At 60.6% G+C, this 19,676-nt stretch carries 22 protein-coding genes; 14 read left to right on the top strand and 8 right to left on the bottom strand.

Annotation, left to right across the window (positions count from 1 at the left end):
* Positions 1 to 51 precede the first annotated feature (51 nt).
* Positions 52 to 1,140: an aromatic ring-hydroxylating dioxygenase subunit alpha gene (locus RI101_10700; GenBank protein ID MEC4890518.1), complete on the bottom strand. Its 1,089-nt coding sequence runs from the start codon at positions 1,138 to 1,140 to the stop codon at positions 52 to 54.
* Positions 1,141 to 1,304: 164 nt separating this feature from the next.
* On the opposite strand from RI101_10700, the gene RI101_10695 reads away from it, so the two are divergent.
* From RI101_10695 to nth, 5 genes are all read left to right on the top strand, one after another.
* Entirely contained in the window at positions 1,305 to 1,835 is a 531-nt protein-coding gene (locus RI101_10695) for a DsrE/DsrF/DrsH-like family protein (GenBank protein MEC4890517.1), read from the top strand.
* A 93-nt stretch (positions 1,836 to 1,928) separates the two neighbouring features.
* Complete coding sequence (locus RI101_10690; protein ID MEC4890516.1) at positions 1,929 to 2,174, top strand: sulfurtransferase TusA family protein; 246 nt, start codon at positions 1,929 to 1,931, stop codon at positions 2,172 to 2,174.
* Positions 2,175 to 2,230: 56 nt separating this feature from the next.
* Positions 2,231 to 3,721, top strand: coding sequence for a glutamate formimidoyltransferase (ftcD, locus tag RI101_10685; protein ID MEC4890515.1), 1,491 nt, complete (start codon positions 2,231 to 2,233; stop codon positions 3,719 to 3,721).
* A gap of 51 nt (positions 3,722 to 3,772) precedes the next feature.
* On the top strand, positions 3,773 to 3,967 hold the full coding sequence (rpsU, locus tag RI101_10680) for a 30S ribosomal protein S21 (protein MEC4890514.1): 195 nt from the start codon (positions 3,773 to 3,775) through the stop codon (positions 3,965 to 3,967).
* A 77-nt stretch (positions 3,968 to 4,044) separates the two neighbouring features.
* Positions 4,045 to 4,704, top strand: a complete 660-nt coding sequence (gene nth / locus RI101_10675; GenBank protein MEC4890513.1) for an endonuclease III — start codon at positions 4,045 to 4,047, stop codon at positions 4,702 to 4,704.
* Positions 4,705 to 4,791: 87 nt separating this feature from the next.
* Here the strand turns inward: nth and RI101_10670 are convergent, their stop codons facing one another.
* Both RI101_10670 and RI101_10665 read right to left on the bottom strand, forming a co-directional pair.
* Positions 4,792 to 5,211 carry a hypothetical protein gene (locus tag RI101_10670; GenBank protein MEC4890512.1) on the bottom strand — a complete coding sequence of 140 codons (420 nt, stop codon included), beginning with the start codon at positions 5,209 to 5,211 and terminating at the stop codon, positions 4,792 to 4,794.
* 8 nt (positions 5,212 to 5,219) lie between these two features.
* On the bottom strand, positions 5,220 to 5,570 hold the full coding sequence (locus tag RI101_10665) for a hypothetical protein (GenBank protein MEC4890511.1): 351 nt from the start codon (positions 5,568 to 5,570) through the stop codon (positions 5,220 to 5,222).
* A gap of 136 nt (positions 5,571 to 5,706) precedes the next feature.
* On the opposite strand from RI101_10665, the gene RI101_10660 reads away from it, so the two are divergent.
* From RI101_10660 to RI101_10625, 8 genes are all read left to right on the top strand, one after another.
* Positions 5,707 to 6,138 (top strand): PGPGW domain-containing protein, encoded by a 432-nt coding sequence (locus RI101_10660; GenBank protein MEC4890510.1) that lies wholly within the window; start codon positions 5,707 to 5,709, stop codon positions 6,136 to 6,138.
* Positions 6,139 to 6,150: 12 nt separating this feature from the next.
* Entirely contained in the window at positions 6,151 to 8,802 is a 2,652-nt protein-coding gene (polA, locus tag RI101_10655; GenBank protein MEC4890509.1) for a DNA polymerase I, read from the top strand.
* Positions 8,803 to 8,825: 23 nt separating this feature from the next.
* The gene (locus RI101_10650; GenBank protein ID MEC4890508.1) at positions 8,826 to 9,083 is read left to right on the top strand and encodes a hypothetical protein; all 258 of its coding nucleotides are present in this window, start codon (positions 8,826 to 8,828) and stop codon (positions 9,081 to 9,083) included.
* Positions 9,084 to 9,295: 212 nt separating this feature from the next.
* Entirely contained in the window at positions 9,296 to 9,619 is a 324-nt protein-coding gene (locus RI101_10645) for a PilZ domain-containing protein (protein MEC4890507.1), read from the top strand.
* A gap of 670 nt (positions 9,620 to 10,289) precedes the next feature.
* The gene (gene lexA / locus RI101_10640) at positions 10,290 to 10,832 is read left to right on the top strand and encodes a transcriptional repressor LexA (GenBank protein MEC4890506.1); all 543 of its coding nucleotides are present in this window, start codon (positions 10,290 to 10,292) and stop codon (positions 10,830 to 10,832) included.
* Positions 10,833 to 10,840: 8 nt separating this feature from the next.
* Complete coding sequence (locus tag RI101_10635; protein ID MEC4890505.1) at positions 10,841 to 11,551, top strand: hypothetical protein; 711 nt, start codon at positions 10,841 to 10,843, stop codon at positions 11,549 to 11,551.
* 3 nt (positions 11,552 to 11,554) lie between these two features.
* Positions 11,555 to 11,845 (top strand): hypothetical protein, encoded by a 291-nt coding sequence (locus tag RI101_10630; protein MEC4890504.1) that lies wholly within the window; start codon positions 11,555 to 11,557, stop codon positions 11,843 to 11,845.
* 22 nt (positions 11,846 to 11,867) lie between these two features.
* Positions 11,868 to 14,120, top strand: a complete 2,253-nt coding sequence (locus RI101_10625; GenBank protein MEC4890503.1) for a DNA polymerase domain-containing protein — start codon at positions 11,868 to 11,870, stop codon at positions 14,118 to 14,120.
* Positions 14,121 to 14,152: 32 nt separating this feature from the next.
* On the opposite strand, the gene RI101_10620 is transcribed toward RI101_10625, so the two are convergent.
* The 5 genes from RI101_10620 to RI101_10600 all read right to left on the bottom strand — a co-directional run bounded on the left by RI101_10620 (position 14,153) and on the right by RI101_10600 (position 18,511).
* On the bottom strand, positions 14,153 to 15,091 hold the full coding sequence (locus RI101_10620; protein MEC4890502.1) for an SUMF1/EgtB/PvdO family nonheme iron enzyme: 939 nt from the start codon (positions 15,089 to 15,091) through the stop codon (positions 14,153 to 14,155).
* Between the two features lie 25 nt (positions 15,092 to 15,116).
* Positions 15,117 to 15,707 carry a hypothetical protein gene (locus RI101_10615; protein ID MEC4890501.1) on the bottom strand — a complete coding sequence of 197 codons (591 nt, stop codon included), beginning with the start codon at positions 15,705 to 15,707 and terminating at the stop codon, positions 15,117 to 15,119.
* 49 nt (positions 15,708 to 15,756) lie between these two features.
* Positions 15,757 to 16,755 (bottom strand): zinc-dependent alcohol dehydrogenase family protein, encoded by a 999-nt coding sequence (locus tag RI101_10610; protein ID MEC4890500.1) that lies wholly within the window; start codon positions 16,753 to 16,755, stop codon positions 15,757 to 15,759.
* Between the two features lie 96 nt (positions 16,756 to 16,851).
* Positions 16,852 to 17,463, bottom strand: coding sequence for a YceI family protein (locus RI101_10605; protein MEC4890499.1), 612 nt, complete (start codon positions 17,461 to 17,463; stop codon positions 16,852 to 16,854).
* Between the two features lie 55 nt (positions 17,464 to 17,518).
* Positions 17,519 to 18,511, bottom strand: coding sequence for an energy transducer TonB (locus RI101_10600; GenBank protein ID MEC4890498.1), 993 nt, complete (start codon positions 18,509 to 18,511; stop codon positions 17,519 to 17,521).
* A gap of 92 nt (positions 18,512 to 18,603) precedes the next feature.
* Between RI101_10600 and tdh the strand changes: the two genes are divergently transcribed.
* Positions 18,604 to 19,638 carry an L-threonine 3-dehydrogenase gene (gene tdh / locus RI101_10595; GenBank protein MEC4890497.1) on the top strand — a complete coding sequence of 345 codons (1,035 nt, stop codon included), beginning with the start codon at positions 18,604 to 18,606 and terminating at the stop codon, positions 19,636 to 19,638.
* The last annotated feature ends 38 nt before the right edge of the window (positions 19,639 to 19,676 follow it).

Genomic DNA, 19,676 nt, shown 5'->3' with positions numbered 1-19,676 from the left:
AACCCCAGCGCGCCGAAACGCGCTGCTCCGCGAGCAAGGCCGCAGCCTGCACTAGCTCCTCCAGCGCAACGTCACCGGCCCTTTGAGCGGATGGTCGAACGGTTGTCCGGTCTGAAGCGACGCAACATGGGCCGCTTTCAACTTGTGATACCACTTCGCCTGCTGATCGGCATCGCCCACGAGGCGGAACGGCGGCTTGTACTTGAGCCCGATCGACTGGCGGTCCATCGCGACCTTGTCCTGCGCCAGAAACCCTTTGGCAAAATACTTGAAGATCGAGGTGCCGAACGGCAGCCACCGCAGCGCGTTCCAGGCCGCACAGAAATCCATGCGCGTTTCGTGTTCCGTAATCGGCGTCATCAGAACCCGAATCGAGACCCACAGCGACCCGCACTGGATGAACTCATACCGCTGGTTCGGCAGCACGAAATCGATGGTGGTGGTGAGCTCCCCGCCTGAAAACCACTTTAATAATTGATAGGGGGGGCTGTTCTTCGACGGCGCATGGCCGATCATCCGAAACCCGTTAGGGATCGGCTCGAATGTTTTCGCCTTGTCGTGCTGGCCGGCCGGCTTTCGCCAAAATCGGCTCTGATGCACGTAGGGTCCGTGCGCCGGGTCCATAAGTCCCACCACCCCGTCATCGAGCGTGCTGGAGAGCATCTGTGAATGCTGGAACATCAGATAGGGGCTGGAGGGAAGCGGATGCCGCATGAGGGGAGGAATCGGCCGGTCGGGATAGCGGCTGTCCGCCATGTAGACCCAAATATAGCCGTCCTGATCCTGGCAGGGAAACGACGTGACACAGATTTTCTTGGGATCGATCGGCGAATCGCTGACCAGAGATGGAATCGCCGCGCAGCGCCCGTCCGTCTCAAACTGCCAGCCGTGATAGGGGCACTCGACCCGGTTTCCATCCATCCGCCCAAACGACAGCGGCATCCCCCGATGCGGGCACAGATCGAGCATCGCCGACACCCGGCCATCCGCCGTCCGGCAGAGGAGTATCGGCGTGCTCAACAGCACAACGCCCTTCAACGTCCCTGGAGCGAGATCGGCGCTGGCCGCCGCCGCATACCAAAACCCCAAGAGCGGCGGGCTGCGTACGGGAGTGGTATCCTGTTCCACGTGCATTGTCATGCCTTGAGACGGTTCTGAGGATCGTGCGTGTGAAGTGGGGACTATAACCAGCCGCACGAGTGCGGTCAAGCTCGCTGCCTTGACAAGAAAAAGATACGGAGACTATAGTCAAAACACCTTACAAATAGCGGTATCGCGCGTGATGCACGCGAATGAGGAGCCCCATGCAGACCACTCAGATAGAGCCGTCCGCAACCTTGGCGCAGCTGCAAGAGTCGAAACCCGATAAGGTGACGATCGTGCTGCTGAGCGGGGATATGGATAAAGCCATGGCCGCCTTTATCATCGCCACCGGCGCGGCCGCGATGGGGATGCAGGTCACCGTATTCTTTACCTTTTGGGGCCTGAATACGATCCGCCGGAAAGGCGCCACCAGCTCGGCCAAAGACTGGCTCCGCCGGATGTTCGGCGTCCTCAACAAGGGAGGAGCAGAGAACCTTCCGTTGTCCCGCTTCCATTTTGGCGGGCTCGGCACCAGGATGATGCAAAAAGTCATGAAACAGAACCGGATGCCCGGCGTGCCCGAGTTGATGGAAACGGCCCTTGATCTGGGCGTGCGATTCATCGCTTGCACCACGACCATGGGGCTTATGGGCATCACCAAGGACACGTTGATCGACGGCATCGATCAATTCGCAGGGGTGACGACCTATCTCGCCGAAGCCAAGCAGGGCAGCGTCAATTTGTTCATTTAATATAAAAGGCAAGAGGTACGAGGCCAGAGGCGAGGGGTCATCGGATTCTTCCCCTAGCCCCTTGCCTCTCGCCGCTAGCCAGGAGCGTTATTGATGATGCAGGCCGATGTGAAGCTCGATACCCTCGGGTACTTTTGCCCGATGCCCATCATTCTCACCTCGAAGAAAATCAAGGAACTCGCCGTCGGCCAAGTGCTGGAAGTCGTATCCGACGACGAAGGCATCAAGAAAGACATGCCAGCCTGGTGCGACACCACAGGGCATCAGATGGTCGGCATGGAAGAAGAACAGGCGACCGCGGGCCGGATCTACAAGGCGTTTGTCAAAAAAACCAAGTAAGCGTTCGACCGCCTCGCGCACCCCGTCCAGCTTTGCCGTTTCTCGCATACACGCCGATGCCGACGATTATTGAATGCATCCCCAATTTCAGTGAGGGGCGAGACTCCGCCACCCTTGAAGCGCTGAGGGCAGCCGTGCGATCGGTGCCGGGCGTCTGGCTGCTGGATCATACCAGCGATCCCGATCATCATCGCTCCGTGCTGACGTTCGCGGGCGAACCTGAGGCCGTCTGCGATGCGGCGCTCCAGGCGATTCGTGTGGCCACGGAACGGATTGATCTGCGCCGCCATGAAGGAGTCCATCCCCGCATCGGCGCGACGGATGTGGTGCCGTTTGTGCCCCTCCAAGACGCGACCATAGAGGATTGCATCCGGCTGGCCCGTCTGCTTGGCGAACGTGTGGGACAAGAACTTCAGATCCCGGTCTTTCTGTATGAACAGACCGCCAGTCATCCCGATCGCGTGCGACTGGAATCCGTCCGCCGGGGAGGATTACCAGGCCTGCGCGCACGAATGGCCGCGGATCCAAACTGGCGGCCCGATTTCGGCCCCTCCCGGCTTCATGAGACCGCGGGAGCCATCGTGATCGGCGCGCGACCGCCACTCATCGCCTTCAACGTGAACCTCAACACGGCCGATCTCGCGATCGCCAAGGCCATCGCCAAGACCGTCCGACAATCGAGCGGCGGATTCCCCTGTATCAAAGCCCTCGGCGTCCCGCTCACCAGCCGCGGGATTGTGCAGGTTTCGATGAACCTGACGGATTATCGCGTCACATCAATGGCCACGGCCTTTCGTGCAGTGAACAGGGAAGCCGCCAAGCTCGGCGTGGCCATCGCCGGCAGTGAACTGATCGGCCTCGTTCCGCAAGCCGCGCTGGATCAGGCCGCAGCGGCGCTCCTTCAGCTTGACCGATTCGATCCCTCATCCATCCTTGAAACGAAATTGCGTGCCGCCTTGTCCATTTCATCGCATGCAGAAACCGGCCAGATAGAGGGTTACCTCCAAGCCGTCGCCGCCCCCATCCCAACACCGGCTGGCGGAAGCGTGGCCGCGTTGGTGGGAGCTTTGGCTGCCTCGCTGGGCGTCATGGGTGCGCGCTTGGGCAAGGAGCCTGCGGCAGAACAACGGCTCATCGGCATGAGCCGGCGGCTGCAGCGGCTCGTACAAGAAGATTGTGACGCCTACAAGATATTCGCACAGGCGCGCGCGCTTCCCGTCGATCACGCGGATCGGTCCACACGATTGCCAGCGGCGCTGCAACGGATCACAGAAGTGCCGCTAGAGATTGCCGAATTGGCCTGTGAGGCGGGGCAAGTCCTCGTCACCATTCGAACACATCTTCCCGTCCCCGTTCAGTCAGACCTGACCGTAGGGCTTCTGATGGCCATCGCCGCGGCCGAGGCAGGACGTCACACAGCCAACACGAACATAAATGTCCAACAAAATCATAATATTAAAGACTCTTATACGCAAAGATCCTCAAAGATCAGCAACTGTCTTGAGGAACTCAAAAGGCTGTGCTACACTCCGCCCTTTGTTGCGTAGTTTCACAGAGGCAGACAGGCACGGCCTGAGAAAGTAGAAAGTCGGCACGAGATGGAAATCAAAGTCTTCAATAACAATGTCGAGAAGGCCCTCAAGGTTGCCAAGAAGAAATTGGCAGGCGAAGGGTTGTTTCGTGAACTGAAGCGCCGCCGGTACTATGAAAAGCCGAGCGTGAGAAAGAAAGCCAAGCTGCGCGAAGCTCAACGGCGCCGTCAGAAGTGGTTGTCGAAGCGGAAGCCTGAGTAGCTGACAGCCTCGGGCTGTTGTCCGCTCGTCCTCTTCTCCTCGATCAACGTTCTCCCAGGCCACGCACGTCGTACCCGATGCGTCAGGACGAGATCCACCCCGCGATCAGGATCGTCACGCGGGAGATCCGCCAGTGGCAGGAACCGGTCGTTGGGGTCGTGGCGCGTGAATCCGACCGCGATCCCTTCCGCATCCTCATCTCCTGCCTCCTGAGCCTCCGCACCAAAGACAAAACCACCGCAGAAGCGAGCGCGCGACTCTTTGCCCTGGCACATGAACCCGCCGCGATGCTGGCGCTGCCGCTCACGCACATTGAACAGGCCATTTACCCGGTCTGTTTCTACCGGACCAAAGCGAAGTCGATACACGCGATCTGCCGACGCCTGCTCGACGTCTATGGCGGAACCGTGCCCGATTCCATCGAGGAACTCGTCACCCTGTCAGGCGTCGGCAGAAAGACGGCCAACCTGGTCGTGACGGTCGGCTACGGCAAACCCGGCATCTGCGTGGATATTCACGTGCATCGGATCAGCAATCGCTGGGGCTACATCAAGACGAAGACGCCGGACGAGAGCGAAGAAGCCCTCCGGCGCAAACTGCCGAAACAATATTGGATCACCTTCAACGACTTGCTCGTGCCCTACGGGCAGAACCTCTGCCAGCCTGTCTCCCCCTGGTGTAGCAAGTGCAAATTGACGGACTATTGCGATCGGGTGGGAGTCACAAAATCACGTTAAACGTGAGACGTAACACGAGAAACGACGTGAGCCAGATTGACTGGACGCTTCTGACGTTTCACGTTTTACCTTTCACTTTTCACGTATTCAAATGAAGAGCTTCGTCTCCGCTTCAGCCGTGAGGCTCAGGATCGCGGGCAGGCCCAGCACTTCATCGACATTCTTTTCCACCGCCCCACTCTCCACGCCCATGTATTCCAGGCCGGCGCTGCAGGCGATCAGCCGAAACTGTCCAACCTGCCTGGCGTCCTGCAACATCTCCGAAATCTTCGGCACCTTCTTTTCCTTCAAGAGCCGGGCAACCTCTTCGGCGGACGAGGCATATTCCGGCGGGAAATCGATCTGGTCGATCTTTCCTTCGGCCAGTTTCTTGATCGTCCAGAACAGCAAGATAACGATGACATCCTTGCCCATGGCCGCGGCGGTCAGGCCAAGCGTCGCCACCTGATGCAGCTTATCGTAGGTGGCATTATGGGCGAAGATGACGAATTTGGGCTTGCGTGACATGAGGATCGTTATTTCTTCTTTGCGCGGGCCTTCACGCTGTTAATGTAATCGGCAATCGCCGCGTCCACTTCGACGGCAGCCAATGGCCGGTCGTGGGTTTCACTCTCATCGACCAGATACTTGTCGTGATCCTTTTCCTGCCGGACAATGACGGTATTCTCCGGAGTCACTTCGATCATCAAAAACCATTCGCGCGCCCCCTGCGTGATCACGACTTCTTTCCCCAGCCCTTTTTTCGCCACCTCGATCTGGAGCTCGTCCGTCTCCGCGGCGAGAGCAGGATGGGGAGTCACGCCGATCACCGCCGCACACAGGCCGCACACCAGAAGGAGCCAGAGAAGGAGCCCTCGGCTGGTCATAAGAGTCCGCAACGCCATAAAGGATTCACACGCTTCGGAAATAGTGCGCCATTATATGACGCCCGCCGCCGCAGGTAAACCAGGCTGACCTTGGCCCTTCCGGTCCGAGCAACCCGCATGCTAGGATTCCCCCTGCATGGATGCCATTCTCGCGGCGGTGACACAGTACGTTCCTGTTCAGGTCCTCGTCTGGTTGACGGTCGGTTCGCTGATCGGTTTTATCGGCACGTTGATCGCCATCCCATTCATCATGGTACGGCTCCCCTCTGACTACTTCGATACCCGCGTCCCGCGCCATTGGATGAAGGACCATCACCCGGTGCTCCGGCTGATCGGATTGATTGTCAAAAATGTGGTCGGCCTCGTGTTTCTGCTGGCGGGCTTCGCCATGTTGTTCCTCCCGGGCCAGGGCATTCTGACCATGCTCATCGGCATTTCCTTGATGGATTTCCCCCGCAAACGCGAGCTGGAGGCGAAGATCGTCGGCCAGCCCACTGTCCTGCAGGCCCTGAACGCGATGCGCGCCAAGTTCGAGAAACCGCCGCTCACCCTCGCGCCCGACCCCTGAGCCGTGACGCCTATGCCTGACTCCAACCGCAAGACGCTCTACCTGATCGACGGGAGCGCCTATATCTATCGCGCCTTCTTCGCCCTCCCGCCCCTGAACAATTCCAAGGGCCTGCACACCAACGCCGTCTATGGGTTCACCACCACCCTGTTGAAGATCCTGAGGGAGCGGCAGCCGGACGGGATCGTCGTGGCCTTCGACGAAAAGGGGCCGACCCTCCGCCATCAGGAGTTCAAAGACTACAAAGCCCAGCGCCCTCCGATGCCGAAAGGCATGAGCGCGCAGATCCCCTATATCCATCGCGTGGTGGAAGCGCTGAACATTCCGGCGGTGAAGCAGGCCGGCTATGAGGCGGATGATCTCATCGGCACGCTGGCGCACCAGGCTGAACAGGCCGGCTACGACGTCGTGATCGTGACCGGCGACAAGGACATGCTCCAACTCGTCACGCCGCATGTGCGCATCTATGACCCGGTGAAAGACAAATGGTCCGGCGAAGCGGAATGTGTCGCCAAGTTCGGCGTCGAGCCGGCGCGCGTGATCGAGATCATGGGGTTGATGGGCGACGCGACGGATAACATTCCCGGCGTGAAGGGCATCGGCGAGAAGACGGCCATGAAGCTCATCGCCCAGTTCGGCACCATCGACGAATTGCTCCGGCGCACCGACGACGTCACGCCGCCACGCATCAAAGCGCTGCTGGTCGAACAGGCCGACAACGCCCGGCTCAGCCGCAAGCTGGCCACCATCGACATCCACAGCCCCATCGCCTTCGATGCGGAAGCCTTTCATGTGAAGCCGCCGCATCAGGACCAGCTCATCGACCTGCTGCGCGAACTGGAATTCACCACCCTCCTCAAGACGTTCCAAGCCAGCGCCACACCGGCCGATCCCAAGGCCGACGAATCGGCATTGCTTCAGGACGAACCTTCAGCCCAGCGCTTCGTGGCAGCGCTGCCAAAAGACGGCCCCCTCGGCGTCTGCTGCCTGCTCTCCGGCGGTCCCAGCGTTCAGGCAGACGTCAAGGGCATCGCCCTCTCGGCAGGCGGAAAGACCGCCTACATCCCAATCGATGTCCATGCCTACATGCGGCCGATCATTGCGGTGCTGCACGATCGGGCCCACATCAAAGTCGTGCACGATCTGAAAGCCACCATGCTGGCCTTTCATCGCATCGGCATCACGCTCGCAGGCCCCTATCTCGATACCATGGTGGCGGACTATCTGCTCAACCCCAACCGCCGCGACCACAGCCTCGATACCATCGCGATGGAAGCCATCGGCCATCGATTGGGCACCCACCAAGCTGGCGCCAAGGCCCCGCAATCGCTGTTCGACGAAGACACCGGCTCACGCGAAGAGGCCACGGAGCAGGCCGCCGTCCTGGCCAAACTGGCTCCTGCCATGACCGAACGCCTGATGGGCCAAGGCAGCCTGACACTCTTTCAGGATGTCGAAATGCCGCTCGTCCCAGTGCTGGCGGAAATCGAGCGCAACGGATTCCTGCTCGATGTCCCGGCCTTGCAGGGCCTGAGCAAGGAACTGGAACACGAACTCGACAAGATGATGGAGACTATCGCCGGCCTCGCGGGCGGCGAGTTCAACATCAATTCACCCAAACAGCTAGCCGTCGTGCTCTTCGAGAAGCTCGGCCTCAAACCCGGCCGCAAAACGAAGACCGGCTACTCGACCGACGAAGACACGCTCACACAGCTTGCGACGCAGCACGACCTGCCCGCGCAGATTTTGAACTATCGCAGCCTGAGCAAACTCAAATCGACCTACGTCGACGCCTTGCCCGAATTGGTGAATCCGGAGACCAAGCGGCTGCACACGTCGCTGAACCAAACCGTCGCCGCCACCGGCCGGCTCTCTTCGACGGAGCCGAATCTGCAAAACATCCCGGTCAAAGGCGACTACGGCCTGCGCATCCGCGAAGCCTTCATCGCGCCGAAGGGCCACACTCTCCTCTGCGCCGACTATAGCCAGATCGAGCCGCGCATCCTCGCGCATTTGTCGCAGGATCCCCGCTTGCTCGAAGTCTTCGAGAAAGGCGAAGATATTCACATGGCGACCGCCATGGACATTTTCCATCTCCCCGCTTCGCAGATCACCCGCGAGATGCGGCGGGCGGCCAAGAGCGTGGTCTTCGGCATCGTCTACGGCATCAGCCCCTTCGGCCTCTCGCAGAACATCGGCGTGCCGCAGGCGGAGGCCAAGAAGTACATCGAAACCTATTTTGAAAAATACGCGGGCGTGCGGGCTCTGATGGACCGGAATATCGAAGAGGGCAAAACCAAGGGCTATACCACCACCATCCTGGGCCGGCGGCGGCCGATTCCCGAACTCCAAAGCGGCGATCCCGTGCAGCGCGGCTTCGGCGAACGCATGGCGGTGAACAGCCCCATCCAAGGCTCAGCCGCAGACCTGATCAAGGTCGCGATGATCAATGTGAATAAGACCCTGCATCATGAGATGCCGCATACGAAAATGATCCTCCAGGTCCACGACGAATTGATCTTTGAAGTGCAGGAGAAGGACTTGGACGACGCGAAGCGGCTGGTGAAACACGAAATGGAACATGTGGGGAAGCAACTCGGGCTCTCCGTCCCGCTCAAAGTGGACCTGGGCACCGGACACAATTGGCGAGTGGCGCATCCATAACCGAAACCTGAGGGAGGTGACCCATGCAGAACGCACGTCTGTCATTCGCGTGGTTGATCGCAGGCCTGAGTCTCAGCGCGTTGGGATTCCTGCTGCTCGTGGGGCAGCCATTCACGGCAAAGGCCCAAGAACAGAAACAGTTTCAGTATCGAATCATCGAGGTGCTTCCCGACACCCACAATATGCAAACGAAGCTGAATGAGTTCGGGGCGAATGGATGGGAATTGGTGGCGGTCTCGATGGGCAATATGACGGAGCCGAGACTGATCTTTAAGAAGTAACGCCACTAACTCATATCAACGGATAGCCGGTTTCATGATCTCCTTGTGGCAACCGTCTGAGAATCCCTTCACTGTCGAACAACCATGGACCTGTTCCTAAGGCATGGACGGAGAAAAAGCCTGAAAAATATAGCTATCCATGACCATTTATTTGGGCATCACACCTGCACTGATGTGCACAGAGACATCCATCCGTGCAACGAGGCCCCTAGATGGTGGTACGGCAATATCCCCGGTTTCCCGCAACGTTTTCAGGGACACTGGTCTATCAGAACCGGTCGCATGCCATCACGCGATCAGTGGATATCTCGCGCACAGGCTGCCGTCTCAAAAGCAACGCCCCTGTCTTCACCGGCATGAACGTGGATCTTTTCTTGTATGTCCCCGGAGAGGAGATCCCTCTTCTCATTCAACAGGCTACGGTTCGCTGGTCCGGCCAACCCGGCATCGGCATCGAATTTCAACGCCTCGCCTTTCCCCATCAGGAACGGCTCGACACCTTCCTCCGCCAGCTCATCATTGCGGCCTGCAACTGACCGCGCCGCGCCCAAGCACGAGACCGGCAACACCCACGCGTGACCTCGCCTGCTGATGTCCGGAGAGGTCGCCGGAGATAAGACACCGTATCGTTCGCGTACCTTATTTCTGTATACATTCCACTCCGGTTGGCTTTCGCGTGATATTTCAGGACGATCCGTTGATTCCGGATTGTAGGGTGCATCCGTTTCCCTACAAGAGCCTTATTGTCACCATGTCAGCCACGCCATATTGCCCAATATTTGCGTAACTTCGCATGATGGATCTTCGGCATTAACCTTGCTCAACACAAGGTCATCATGAAAGTCATCTGCGCATGGTGTGAACAAGAAGGGAAGGAAACGCTCATTGGCGAAGTCGGGCTATACGGCCGGGGCATGACATCCCACGGCATTTGTGATGATCACAAAAAAGTACTGTTGACACAGATTAGAAAGCTGAAGATTAAATAGGATACAACGCTTCACGGATGGAACCACGCTTAATCAGCAAGATCTTCTCAACCAGAAGACGCGGTGACAAGTTTTTCTGATCCGTTGCCGATTAGACCTGCGCCTCCCGTTTCTGCTAGCCCCCAACCAATCTATATCCCCACTACGCTTGCACGGTATTCGAGAATCGTCCCTTCCTCCTTGACAGCCTTCGCTTCAGCATGTAACATTTTGTGGCATGACAGCCAAACAGTTCAGACAGGCGCGGGTTCGGTTGGGCTACACGCAGGCAAAGCTGGCGGAGGCGCTGCAGCTCAGCCGCATGACGATCAGCCGCTATGAGGCGGGCACCTGGGAGGTGCCGCTGGCGGTGGAGATGGCGCTGGATCAACTGGGCACGGCGCAACTGCCGATGCTCGGGATGGTGGCGGCCGGTTCGCCGATCGAACCGATCACGCAGGCCGAACTGGTGTCGGTGCTGCCCCCGCTGCTGCGCCAGGGAGAAACCTTCGCGCTACGGGTGAAGGGCGAGTCGATGAAAGACGACGGCATTCTCCCCGGCGATCTGGTGGTCGTGCGGAAGCAGAGCACCGCGCGGAACGGCCAGACGGTGGTGGCCCTGGTGAACAACGAGGCGACGATCAAGAAATATTACCGCACGGAGGGCCGGATCGAATTGCATCCGGCGAATGAGGCGATGACACCGATTCTCGTGTCGCCCACCGATGAGTTTCGCATTCAAGGCATCGTGGCGGGCGTGATCCGCCACTTTGAATCGTGAGGTGATTGATGGCCACCGCGACACAACCATTCCTCGATTTCCCGCCACAGACTCACCAGGGCACGCCCGTCATCGGCACGTCGTCGCACCTGCTGGCGGCGCTGCGAAAGAGTGCGCTGCCTGCCGATCCGCCGAACGGGCTGGTGGTGCTATCCGGCCATTCCGCCGTGTATCGACTGGGGATCTGCGCAGCGGTCGATCGCGCCTTGGCCGGTGAGCCGGTGCTCTACCTGGCCGGAGCCAATGTCTTCGATCCGTTTCTGGTTGGGCGTTTGGCAAAGGCCGGCCGCGTTGCACCGGCGCGGGTGCTGCAACAAATCCACGTATCGCGCGCCTTCACCTGCCACCAGATGGTCCGGCTCGTGACTGATTGCCTGCCCTCAGCCTTGCGCACCTACGATGCGCGGGTCGTCGTGCTCTCAGGCCCGCTCGAAACGCTCTACGACCAATCGGTGCCTGAACAGGAAGCGCTGCGGCTCTTTCGCACGATGCTGTCGGCGCTCCGGGACCTCGTGAAAGACGGCGTACAACTGGTCTGCGTGAGCCCTCTCCCGGTGACGGCGCCTGCATCGCGCCGCGGGTTCTTGACGACGCTGCGCGCACAGGCCCATCGGGCCATCGACGTACACGAGGGCGAAGACGGGATCTGGCTGGATGAACGGAGTGGCGCCGGGGCACGGCGCTGGGGTATTCCCCGGGCGGTATGGGCCAGGTTATGAACGATGGGCCGCACTCTTGCCACGTTTACGCAATTGCTCCAGCAGGAGATCGACTCCTGGAGCCGCTACCGGCGGGCCTTGCGACGCGAAGACCAGCAGGCGCTTGACGCCTTGTTTGCCGCCGCCCGCCACTATGCCCCGGCGGGGGCCTATCTGGCACGCGAGACGCCGTTTGAGGTGATGCTGCTCTCGATGTTGATCGAACAACACAAAGACGTGATGACGTTGCAACAGAAAGTGACAACGCTTGAAGCCCGCTTGCTCGACAACCAGACTCCGGGGGTGGCTTCTTGACGTCTACCCGGCACAGGACGGCATGGTGGTCTGGCTCCTCGGCGAGGATGGGACTCGTCACCGTCTCCTCGACCCGTTCGTGCCGACCTGCTATCTGGCTGCACCAGCCACGCTGCGCAATCAGATTACGCGCTGGCTCTGCCGAGCCTCCTGCCGGATCGACCAGCGCGTCGTCGAACGCTACGAACTCGGCGCCCTCCGTCCTCTGCGCGTGCTGGAAGTTGCCATTCATTCGCCCGCGCAGTTCGTCCCTCTGACTCGCCGGCTGATCGAGACCTTCCCTGAGGCGCAATTCTTCCACATCGATATCTCCCTCCCGCAACGCTACTTCTACGACCGCCAGCTCTTTCCCCTGGCCTCTTGCGAGGCTGACGTCACCAAGGACGGTGGGATTCTCGCGATCCAGTCGCTGGAGTCGCCCTGGGACACCGACTACCTTCTCGCGCCGCTCACGGTCATGGAACTCTCGCCGGAGAGTGACTCGCCGAATCCGAATCACGGAGGACGCGGCGCGCTCATCGTCCGCATAGATGGCGACGAACGAATTCTGGAAGGTGATAACGCCGACGTCGTGCGCCGCCTGCATCAGCTTCTCACTCGGCATGATCCGGATCTGCTCCTCACCGATTGGGGTGACTCCTATCTCCTCCCCCGTCTCATCACGATGGCCCAGCAGTTGCGGCTCCCGCTCGCGCTCAACCGCGACGGCGGCCGGCCGATCGGATCGAGGAAAGCCCATTCCTATTTTTCCTATGGCCGCATCGTCTCGCATGCCGGCGCCCGCACCCTGTCCGGACGGCTCCATCTGGATCGACGGAACTCCTTTGCGCTCGCTGAAACGGGACTCGCCGGCCTGATCGAACAGGCGCGTGTGGCGAAAGTCGATCTGCAACAGATGGCCCGCACAACCACCGGCACCGGCATCACCTCGATGCAGTTGGAGACTGCCTGCCGGGACGGTGTGCTGATTCCCTATCGCAAGCAGGAGCCGGAAGCCTTCAAATCTGCACTCGAATTGCTGCACACGGACCAGGGCGGGTTGGTCTTTGCGCCGATCATCGGCTACCACGAGCAGGTCGGCGAGCTGGATTTCTCCTCGATGTATCCCTCGATCATGGTGCGCTTCAACGTCTCGCCCGAGACGGTGAATTGCCGCTGCTGCCGCGATGAGCCGGCGGCGCGGGTGCCGGAAATCGGCCACCACACCTGCCGCCATCGGCAGGGATTGGTGCCTCGAACCCTGGCACCGTTGCTCGACAAACGTGCGCGTTACAAGCGCCTGATGGCGGCGACCGTGAACGCCGCGGCAAGAGCGCTGCTCGACCAGCGCCAGTCCGCGCTCAAATGGCTGTTGGTCGTGTCCTTCGGCTATCTCGGCTACAAGAATGCCCGCTTTGGCCGGATCGAAGCGCACGAATCGGTCACGGCCTACAGCCGAGATATCTTGCTGCAGGCGAAAGAGATCGCGGAGCGCCAGGGCTACCGCATGCTCCACGCCATCGTCGATTCGCTCTGGCTAGTGAAACCTGGTGCGGGGCGCTCCGAGTACGACGCCCTCGCGCAAGTCATCACGGAGGAAACGGGACTGCCCATCAATGTGGAAGGGATCTATCGCTGGATCGGCTTTCTTCCCTCGCGGGTGAATCCCAAGATGCCGGTGCCGAATCAGTTCGTCGGCGTCTTCGAGCATGGGGGGATGAAGATACGGGGCATCGAACTCCGTCGAAGCGATGCGCCGCTGGTCGTCAAGCGGGCGCAGGCGGAGATGCTGCGCTGCTTGGGCCAGGCCTGCACGCTAATCGAGTTGCGCAAACTGGTCCCCCAGGCCTTGGAGATCGTCCACGCCTATCACCGCTATCTCCGCGAGGGCCATGCGACGATTGAGGAACTGGCCATCACAAAGTCCCTCTCGAAAGAGCCGCAGGCCTATCGCCACCAAACCCTCTCGATGATTGCCGCTCAGGAATTGCTCGCGCGCGGCATCGCGCTCCAGGCCGGCGACACCATCCACTACATCATCACGGATGCACACGCCGCCTGCCCGCCGGATCGCGTACGGGCGGTGGCAGGGCTCGACGGCACCTGGAGCTACGATGCAGCGGCCTACGCCGCACTGCTCTATAAAGCGGCGCTGGCTGTGCTCAGCCCCCTGGGAGTGACGGCGAAAGACCTACAACAAGACGCAAGTCGGCCAACCGCCTGCGTGAATCCAGAACTACCGATGGAGCTTGATCACTTGAAGAAAACAAAGAGATCGAGAAGGCCGGCCCGATAAAAGAGGACCGGCCTCCACGGAATGGTTGGCGCTTAGGGAGTTACGGGCATCTGCGCTGGTGCGGCCGCCGGCGCGTCGCCGTCTTTCGCGTCGCGGGCGCAACGGAAACCCATCCAGTTCATCGAAGTCTTGGGATCCGTGCCGTTGCGCTGCGAGACCCGCACGCTCGGTGTGCTGTCGATCCAGCCGCCGCCACGGAAGGCTTTCTGCGTGCCCGTCTCAGGCCCCTTGGGATTCTTGTCCGGCGCGTTCTTGTAATAGTCCTTATCGTACCAGTCGGACACCCACTCGGCCACATTGCCCGCCATCTGGAAGAGGCCGTAGGGGCTCACGGAATTGTCGTATTTGAACACGGAGATGATCGGCGGATAGAGCAGCAACCGCTCCGGACGATCGCGCACGGGACCGGACAAGCCGGTCCGGCCAAAGTTCGCCCGCGACAGGCCGGCCATTTCATTCCCCCAGGGGTAGATGCGCGTGTCGGCATGGCCCCGCGCCGCCTTCTCCCACTCGGCTTCGGTCGGCAGGCGCTTCCCTGCCCATTTGCAATATTCGTCGGCTTCGTACCAGGTCACATGCATGATGGGGTGAGCCACCATCGTATCCTGAAAGTTTCCGCCGTCGAACTTCCAATCCACTTGTGGCTCGCGGTTCGTCGCCAGCACGAATTTCAAATACTGCACCGTACTGACTTCGTACTTATCGATATCATACGCGTCGAGATAGACCGACCGCTGCGGCATCTCCACCAGATAGGCATTCTTATCCGTTTTCCTCTCGCTGCCCATCGTAAACGGTCCCGCTGGAATGCGGACCATCTCGTCATAGGCCGGCAGCTTCACCCGTTCAGCGGCAAGCTTGCGCCCTTCCGCCGTCCATTCCTGCTTCACATCGCCCACATCCATCGCCCACACCGTTCCGCCCACTCCCACCAACCCTGCGACGACAGCACCGGCCAAGATATTTGTCATTCGCACGACAACTCCTCCTTGCTGATTACATGCCTTGCTCTTTCGGTTCCGGACCGGGCGCTTGATTGAACTCTTCCAGCGGCTGAAAATTCAGCGGCAGCTGAAAGAGATAATCCGTGACCGTCCGCAATTTCACATGCTGGTATTCCACGATCCAGCTGCCGTCTTTCTTCGCCAGCTTCATGGGGAAATGGATATCCGTGGCCAGCCACTGGTAATACACCTCCGTCCGATCCCCATGCTTCGTCACCACTTCATACAAAACCGTCGGATGCCCTTCACGGACTTCCTGGCCGATTTCCTCCCGCGAGACTTCGCCGTCCAACTTCTCCGTCACCATCAAGTCCTGCTCCGCGCTGTAGGAAAGGGTCTTGAAGCGTTTCATCCGCGACAGCAGCATCCACACCACCTGCTTGTCCTTGCGCACGATGCTGACGTTCACCGGCCCCATCGTGTGGTGTTCGATGCGCCACATGTTGTCACGGTAATAGATGTTGGCTTTGCCGGTGCGGCCGTCGATCTTGGTGATGCGATCGGCGGTAAATTCCAGCGCCCAGGCGGGCACGCTGGACATGAGCACACAGGCAAGAATGAGCGTTGTAGCGGTTCGAAGCATAGCCGCCCACTGTACCCAATCCGGGGGGAGGATTGCTAGATGGCGCGCGTCAGAGGGAGAGGACTGCGGCCCCCTGGAAGGATCCGGCCTTGAGCGCTTGCAATGCCTGATTGGCGTGGTGCAAGGGAAAGCGAACGGTGTGCGGGGTGATCGGAATCGCGGCCGCCTCGCGCAGCAGATCGAGGCCATCCTGCCGCGTGTTGGCCGTGACGCTGCGCAGGACTCGCTCCCCGAACAAGTCACGGTCATAGTCGATGAGGGGAATCGGCGACATATGGATGCCCGCCAGCGCCAAGGTGCCGCCTCGCTCCAACGCACGCAATGCAGGCGGAACCAGCTCTCCCGCCGGAGCGAAGAGAATCGACCCGTGGAGTGTATCAGGCGGCAGATCCTGGGCGCCGCCGACCCAGATCGCGCCAAGCGTGCGCGCGAGGGCTTGATGCTCGGCCTTCAGGGAGCTCACATAGACCTGACAGCCCCAGTGACGGGCGATTTGAATCGCAATATGGGCGGAGGCCCCGAAGCCATAGAGCCCGAGCCTTTGGCCCGGTTTGATCCCGCTCAACCGCAACGCGCGATAGCCGATGATGCCCGCGCAGAGCAGCGGCGCGGCGGCGTCATCGGAAAAGACCGGCGGGATGGGATAGGCATAGCGCGCCGGCACGACTGCGTACTCCGCATACCCGCCATCGACCTGATAGCCGGTGAACCGCGCCTGCAGACAGAGATTCTCCCGGCCGCTTGTACAGAATTCGCATGTGCCGCAGGTGCCTTGCAGCCAGGCGATGCCGACCCGATCCCCTTCCTTCAGCCCCTCAACTCCGGCGCCCAGCTGCGTAACGATCCCAACCACTTGATGGCCGGGCACCAGCGGGCGTTTCACATCGGGCAATTCTCCCTCGATGACATGCAGATCGGTGCGGCAGACACCGCAGACCTGCACCTTCACCAGCACCTGACCTGCTCCAGGGACCGGCATCGGCAGGTCTCTGAGCTGCAACGGATCAGTTGAAACATCCCCGGCACGGTCGAGGACCATGGCCTTCATACAAACTCCGACGACTCGTGGGGTGAGAATCGGCCAGCAGCCTCGGGAGCCGGGGCTGCTGGTGCCGCAAAGTACGATGGGTGCGGCAGGAGAAGACTACGGCTTCTTCGCTTTAATGCACTCGATGTCGAGACGGATCTGCACGTCATCGCCGACCGCCAGTCCGCCGCTATCGAGCGTCTTGTTCCAGACCATGCCGAAATCCTTCCGGTTTATCTTGCCTTCACCGGTGAAGCCCGCGCGCGTATTGCCCCAGGGATCCTTGCTCACTCCATTAAAGGTCCCAACGAGCGCGATCTCCTTGGTAACGCCATGCAGTGTCAAATCACCCAGCGCCGTATAGCCTTCGCCGGTCTTCGCATAACTCTTCATTTTATAGGTCATGGCCGGATATTTCTCGACATCGAAGAAATCGGCGGCACGGAGATGGGCATCGCGCTTCTCATGGTTGGTATTGATCGACGCCGTATCGATCGTGGCTTCGATCGTCTTGAACTGGTGCGCCTCCGCATCCATTTCCACCACGCCGGTGTAGCGCATAAACCGGCCCGCCGTCTTCGAGACGACCATGTGGGACACGCGGAACTCGATAATGGAATGGTCGGGGTCCAGATTCCACTGCGCCATTTCCGCCCCAGCCATAGCTGGCAGACTCGCCGCCAACACTCCGATAAATAGACTTGCTCCCCAGCTCATTCTTCGACGCATACAGCCTCCTCCACACCCGTGATCCATTGACAGCCCAGCGGTTTCGCGCACATCCTCATTTTTTGGCATTGCCGGAGCCGGCCTCGGACGGGCTCGACGAGTGAATCGTCACCGACTGCACCTCCCGCGAGGAGGCTTTCGCCCCGGTCCGCATCCGCACATGCACATCCACCGCCTCCGATCCGGCATCGCTGGGGAACGGCGGAAACGGCTGGGCCTGCACGATCGTATAAATCCCCGCCTCGTCGACTTCCCGCGCTCCCGATCCTTTTTCAATCTGGATGAGCTGTGCCCGCCCGCTCGGATAGAGCCGGAACCGCACCCGCACCGTTTCGCTCGTCGGCGCATGGCGAACATGCCGCACGGCGCGGCTCCAACTGCGGCTGACCAGGGTGCTGATCTGCTGCCAATAGGCCCGGCTCTGATCCGGCGTCGGCAACGGCAGCAAATCTTCTTCGGCCACATGCCCCCCGGATACCGGCACCACATCCGGCTGTTCCTCGTCCGGAGCCAGGTCACCACCGACGGTCTTCTCGCGAATGGGCGTGGACGGCTCCGCCGCGTCCGGCACCTCGGCGGCCCCCAACGTGATGTAGACCACACGGCTGAGCACCCGCTCGAACTTGCCCTCTCGCAGACGGGCAAAGGTGACTTGCACTCGCGCCGCCTTGGGAGGGATCGATAATTTTCCGGCAGGAATCGGTTCCAGCGCCGCCGAACCAGTCATCACCATGGGCGCCTCACCCGGCTCCAGCGTCACCACCTGCCGCTCAAACAACACCGATTCGCAGATGGCCACCAGAGGCGCGCTCCCCTGCGCCACCCCGCCAATCGTGACGGCGAGCTCAAGCGGCTTCCCGAGCTGAATCTCCCCCGAAGCATCGGCCGTCGTCAGGTCAATCGTCGCCCATCGCGTCCCGGTCATTGCCGAAGCAGAGTTGGTTGTGGAAACGGCCGAGGCGGGCTCGGGAAAGAAGGTCAACTGAAGCGCGCACACCCCCAGCGCACCGGCTGCCAGAACAAGAAAACTTGGCGCGGAAGAGCGCATGTAACCATCCTACTCAGGCTCACGATCGAGTGCAACCCGATTTTTCTCGAATCGCACGTGCCTCCCCCCTCAACTTGGCGTACAATGCGGCCATGCGTGCGCTCGTGAAAACCGCTTCCGCCCCGGGCCTGACGGCGATGACCTGTCCGGACCCGGCCCCGGGTCCCTACGATGCCCTCGTGCAGGTGAAAGCCACCTCGCTCTGCGGAACCGATGCCCATATTTATAATTGGGACCCCTGGGCCCACAGCCGGATTCACCCCCCGCGCATCATCGGCCATGAAATGTGCGGCGAGGTCGTGGCCGTCGGTTCCGATGTGACGCTCGTCAAGGTCGGCGACTACGTGGCGGCTGAATCACATATCACCTGCGGCCAATGCTTCCAATGCCGCACCGGCCAGGCGCATGTCTGCCGGAACTATCGCATCCTAGGGGTCGATCGAGACGGATCATTTGCCGAATACGTCGCCTTGCCCGAAAAGGTGCTCTGGCACACCGCGGCGGCGCTGCCACCGGAATGGGCGTCCGTCCAGGAACCGCTCGGGAATGCGGTGGATGCGGCGCTGGCGGAAGATCTCACCGGCCACACGGTCTTGATCACCGGCTGCGGTCCGACCGGGCTCTTTTCAACCGCCGTCGCGCGCACCGCGGGTGCCGCCACCATCATCGCCTCCGACGTGAGCGACTATCGTCTCAATCTGGCCAAACAGGTGGGCGCGGACTACGTACTGAATGCCAAGACCGAGACGCCCGCGCAGATCGCCGCCGCCATTCGCGACATCACCGCCGGAGAGGGCGTGGACGCGGCGCTGGAAATGTCCGGCAACCCCAGCGCCTTGCACGTAGCCTTCGGCGCTGTGAAGAACGGCGGGCGCGTCACGCTGTTCGGCATTCCGACCGGTCCCATTGCGTTCGACCTGGCCAACGAAATCATCTTCAAGGGCATTCGCGTACACGGCATTACCGGCCGGCACCTCTTCAGCACCTGGTATCGCTTGGCCGGTCTCTTCAAAGCCGGTCTGAACATCAAGCCGGTCATCACCCACACCTTCCCGATGAGCGACTATGCCAAAGGGTTCGAGTTGATCAATTCAGGCCAGTGCGGCAAAGTGGTGTTGTTTCCTTAAAGATGGGCACGGGGTACGTGGCGAGAGGCAAGAGGGCT

It is taken from the genome of Nitrospira sp. (genome assembly GCA_035968315.1).
Taxonomy (GTDB): Bacteria; Nitrospirota; Nitrospiria; order Nitrospirales; family Nitrospiraceae; genus Nitrospira_D.
The sequence above is the reverse complement of the archived record's forward strand: the minus strand, read 5'-3'. Positions and strand labels throughout refer to the sequence as shown.

What these genes read in the sequence shown, in the direction of transcription:
- RI101_10600 (MEC4890498.1), bottom strand. Translation starts at nt 18,511, where the DNA reads ATGCGCTCTTCCGCGCCAAGTTTTCTTGTTCTGGCAGCCGGTGCGCTG.
- RI101_10625 (MEC4890503.1), top strand. Translation starts at nt 11,868, where the DNA reads ATGGTGGTCTGGCTCCTCGGCGAGGATGGGACTCGTCACCGTCTCCTC.
- RI101_10660 (MEC4890510.1), top strand. Translation starts at nt 5,707, where the DNA reads ATGGATGCCATTCTCGCGGCGGTGACACAGTACGTTCCTGTTCAGGTC.
- RI101_10700 (MEC4890518.1), bottom strand. Translation starts at nt 1,140, where the DNA reads ATGACAATGCACGTGGAACAGGATACCACTCCCGTACGCAGCCCGCCG.
- polA (MEC4890509.1), top strand. Translation starts at nt 6,151, where the DNA reads ATGCCTGACTCCAACCGCAAGACGCTCTACCTGATCGACGGGAGCGCC.
- lexA (MEC4890506.1), top strand. Translation starts at nt 10,290, where the DNA reads ATGACAGCCAAACAGTTCAGACAGGCGCGGGTTCGGTTGGGCTACACG.
- RI101_10670 (MEC4890512.1), bottom strand. Translation starts at nt 5,211, where the DNA reads ATGTCACGCAAGCCCAAATTCGTCATCTTCGCCCATAATGCCACCTAC.
- RI101_10605 (MEC4890499.1), bottom strand. Translation starts at nt 17,463, where the DNA reads ATGCGTCGAAGAATGAGCTGGGGAGCAAGTCTATTTATCGGAGTGTTG.
- RI101_10635 (MEC4890505.1), top strand. Translation starts at nt 10,841, where the DNA reads ATGGCCACCGCGACACAACCATTCCTCGATTTCCCGCCACAGACTCAC.
- tdh (MEC4890497.1), top strand. Translation starts at nt 18,604, where the DNA reads ATGCGTGCGCTCGTGAAAACCGCTTCCGCCCCGGGCCTGACGGCGATG.
- RI101_10615 (MEC4890501.1), bottom strand. Translation starts at nt 15,707, where the DNA reads ATGCTTCGAACCGCTACAACGCTCATTCTTGCCTGTGTGCTCATGTCC.
- RI101_10645 (MEC4890507.1), top strand. Translation starts at nt 9,296, where the DNA reads ATGGTGGTACGGCAATATCCCCGGTTTCCCGCAACGTTTTCAGGGACA.
- RI101_10650 (MEC4890508.1), top strand. Translation starts at nt 8,826, where the DNA reads ATGCAGAACGCACGTCTGTCATTCGCGTGGTTGATCGCAGGCCTGAGT.
- rpsU (MEC4890514.1), top strand. Translation starts at nt 3,773, where the DNA reads ATGGAAATCAAAGTCTTCAATAACAATGTCGAGAAGGCCCTCAAGGTT.
- RI101_10695 (MEC4890517.1), top strand. Translation starts at nt 1,305, where the DNA reads ATGCAGACCACTCAGATAGAGCCGTCCGCAACCTTGGCGCAGCTGCAA.
- RI101_10665 (MEC4890511.1), bottom strand. Translation starts at nt 5,570, where the DNA reads ATGACCAGCCGAGGGCTCCTTCTCTGGCTCCTTCTGGTGTGCGGCCTG.
- RI101_10610 (MEC4890500.1), bottom strand. Translation starts at nt 16,755, where the DNA reads ATGAAGGCCATGGTCCTCGACCGTGCCGGGGATGTTTCAACTGATCCG.
- RI101_10690 (MEC4890516.1), top strand. Translation starts at nt 1,929, where the DNA reads ATGATGCAGGCCGATGTGAAGCTCGATACCCTCGGGTACTTTTGCCCG.
- nth (MEC4890513.1), top strand. Translation starts at nt 4,045, where the DNA reads ATGCGTCAGGACGAGATCCACCCCGCGATCAGGATCGTCACGCGGGAG.
- RI101_10620 (MEC4890502.1), bottom strand. Translation starts at nt 15,091, where the DNA reads ATGACAAATATCTTGGCCGGTGCTGTCGTCGCAGGGTTGGTGGGAGTG.
- ftcD (MEC4890515.1), top strand. Translation starts at nt 2,231, where the DNA reads ATGCCGACGATTATTGAATGCATCCCCAATTTCAGTGAGGGGCGAGAC.
- RI101_10630 (MEC4890504.1), top strand. Translation starts at nt 11,555, where the DNA reads ATGGGCCGCACTCTTGCCACGTTTACGCAATTGCTCCAGCAGGAGATC.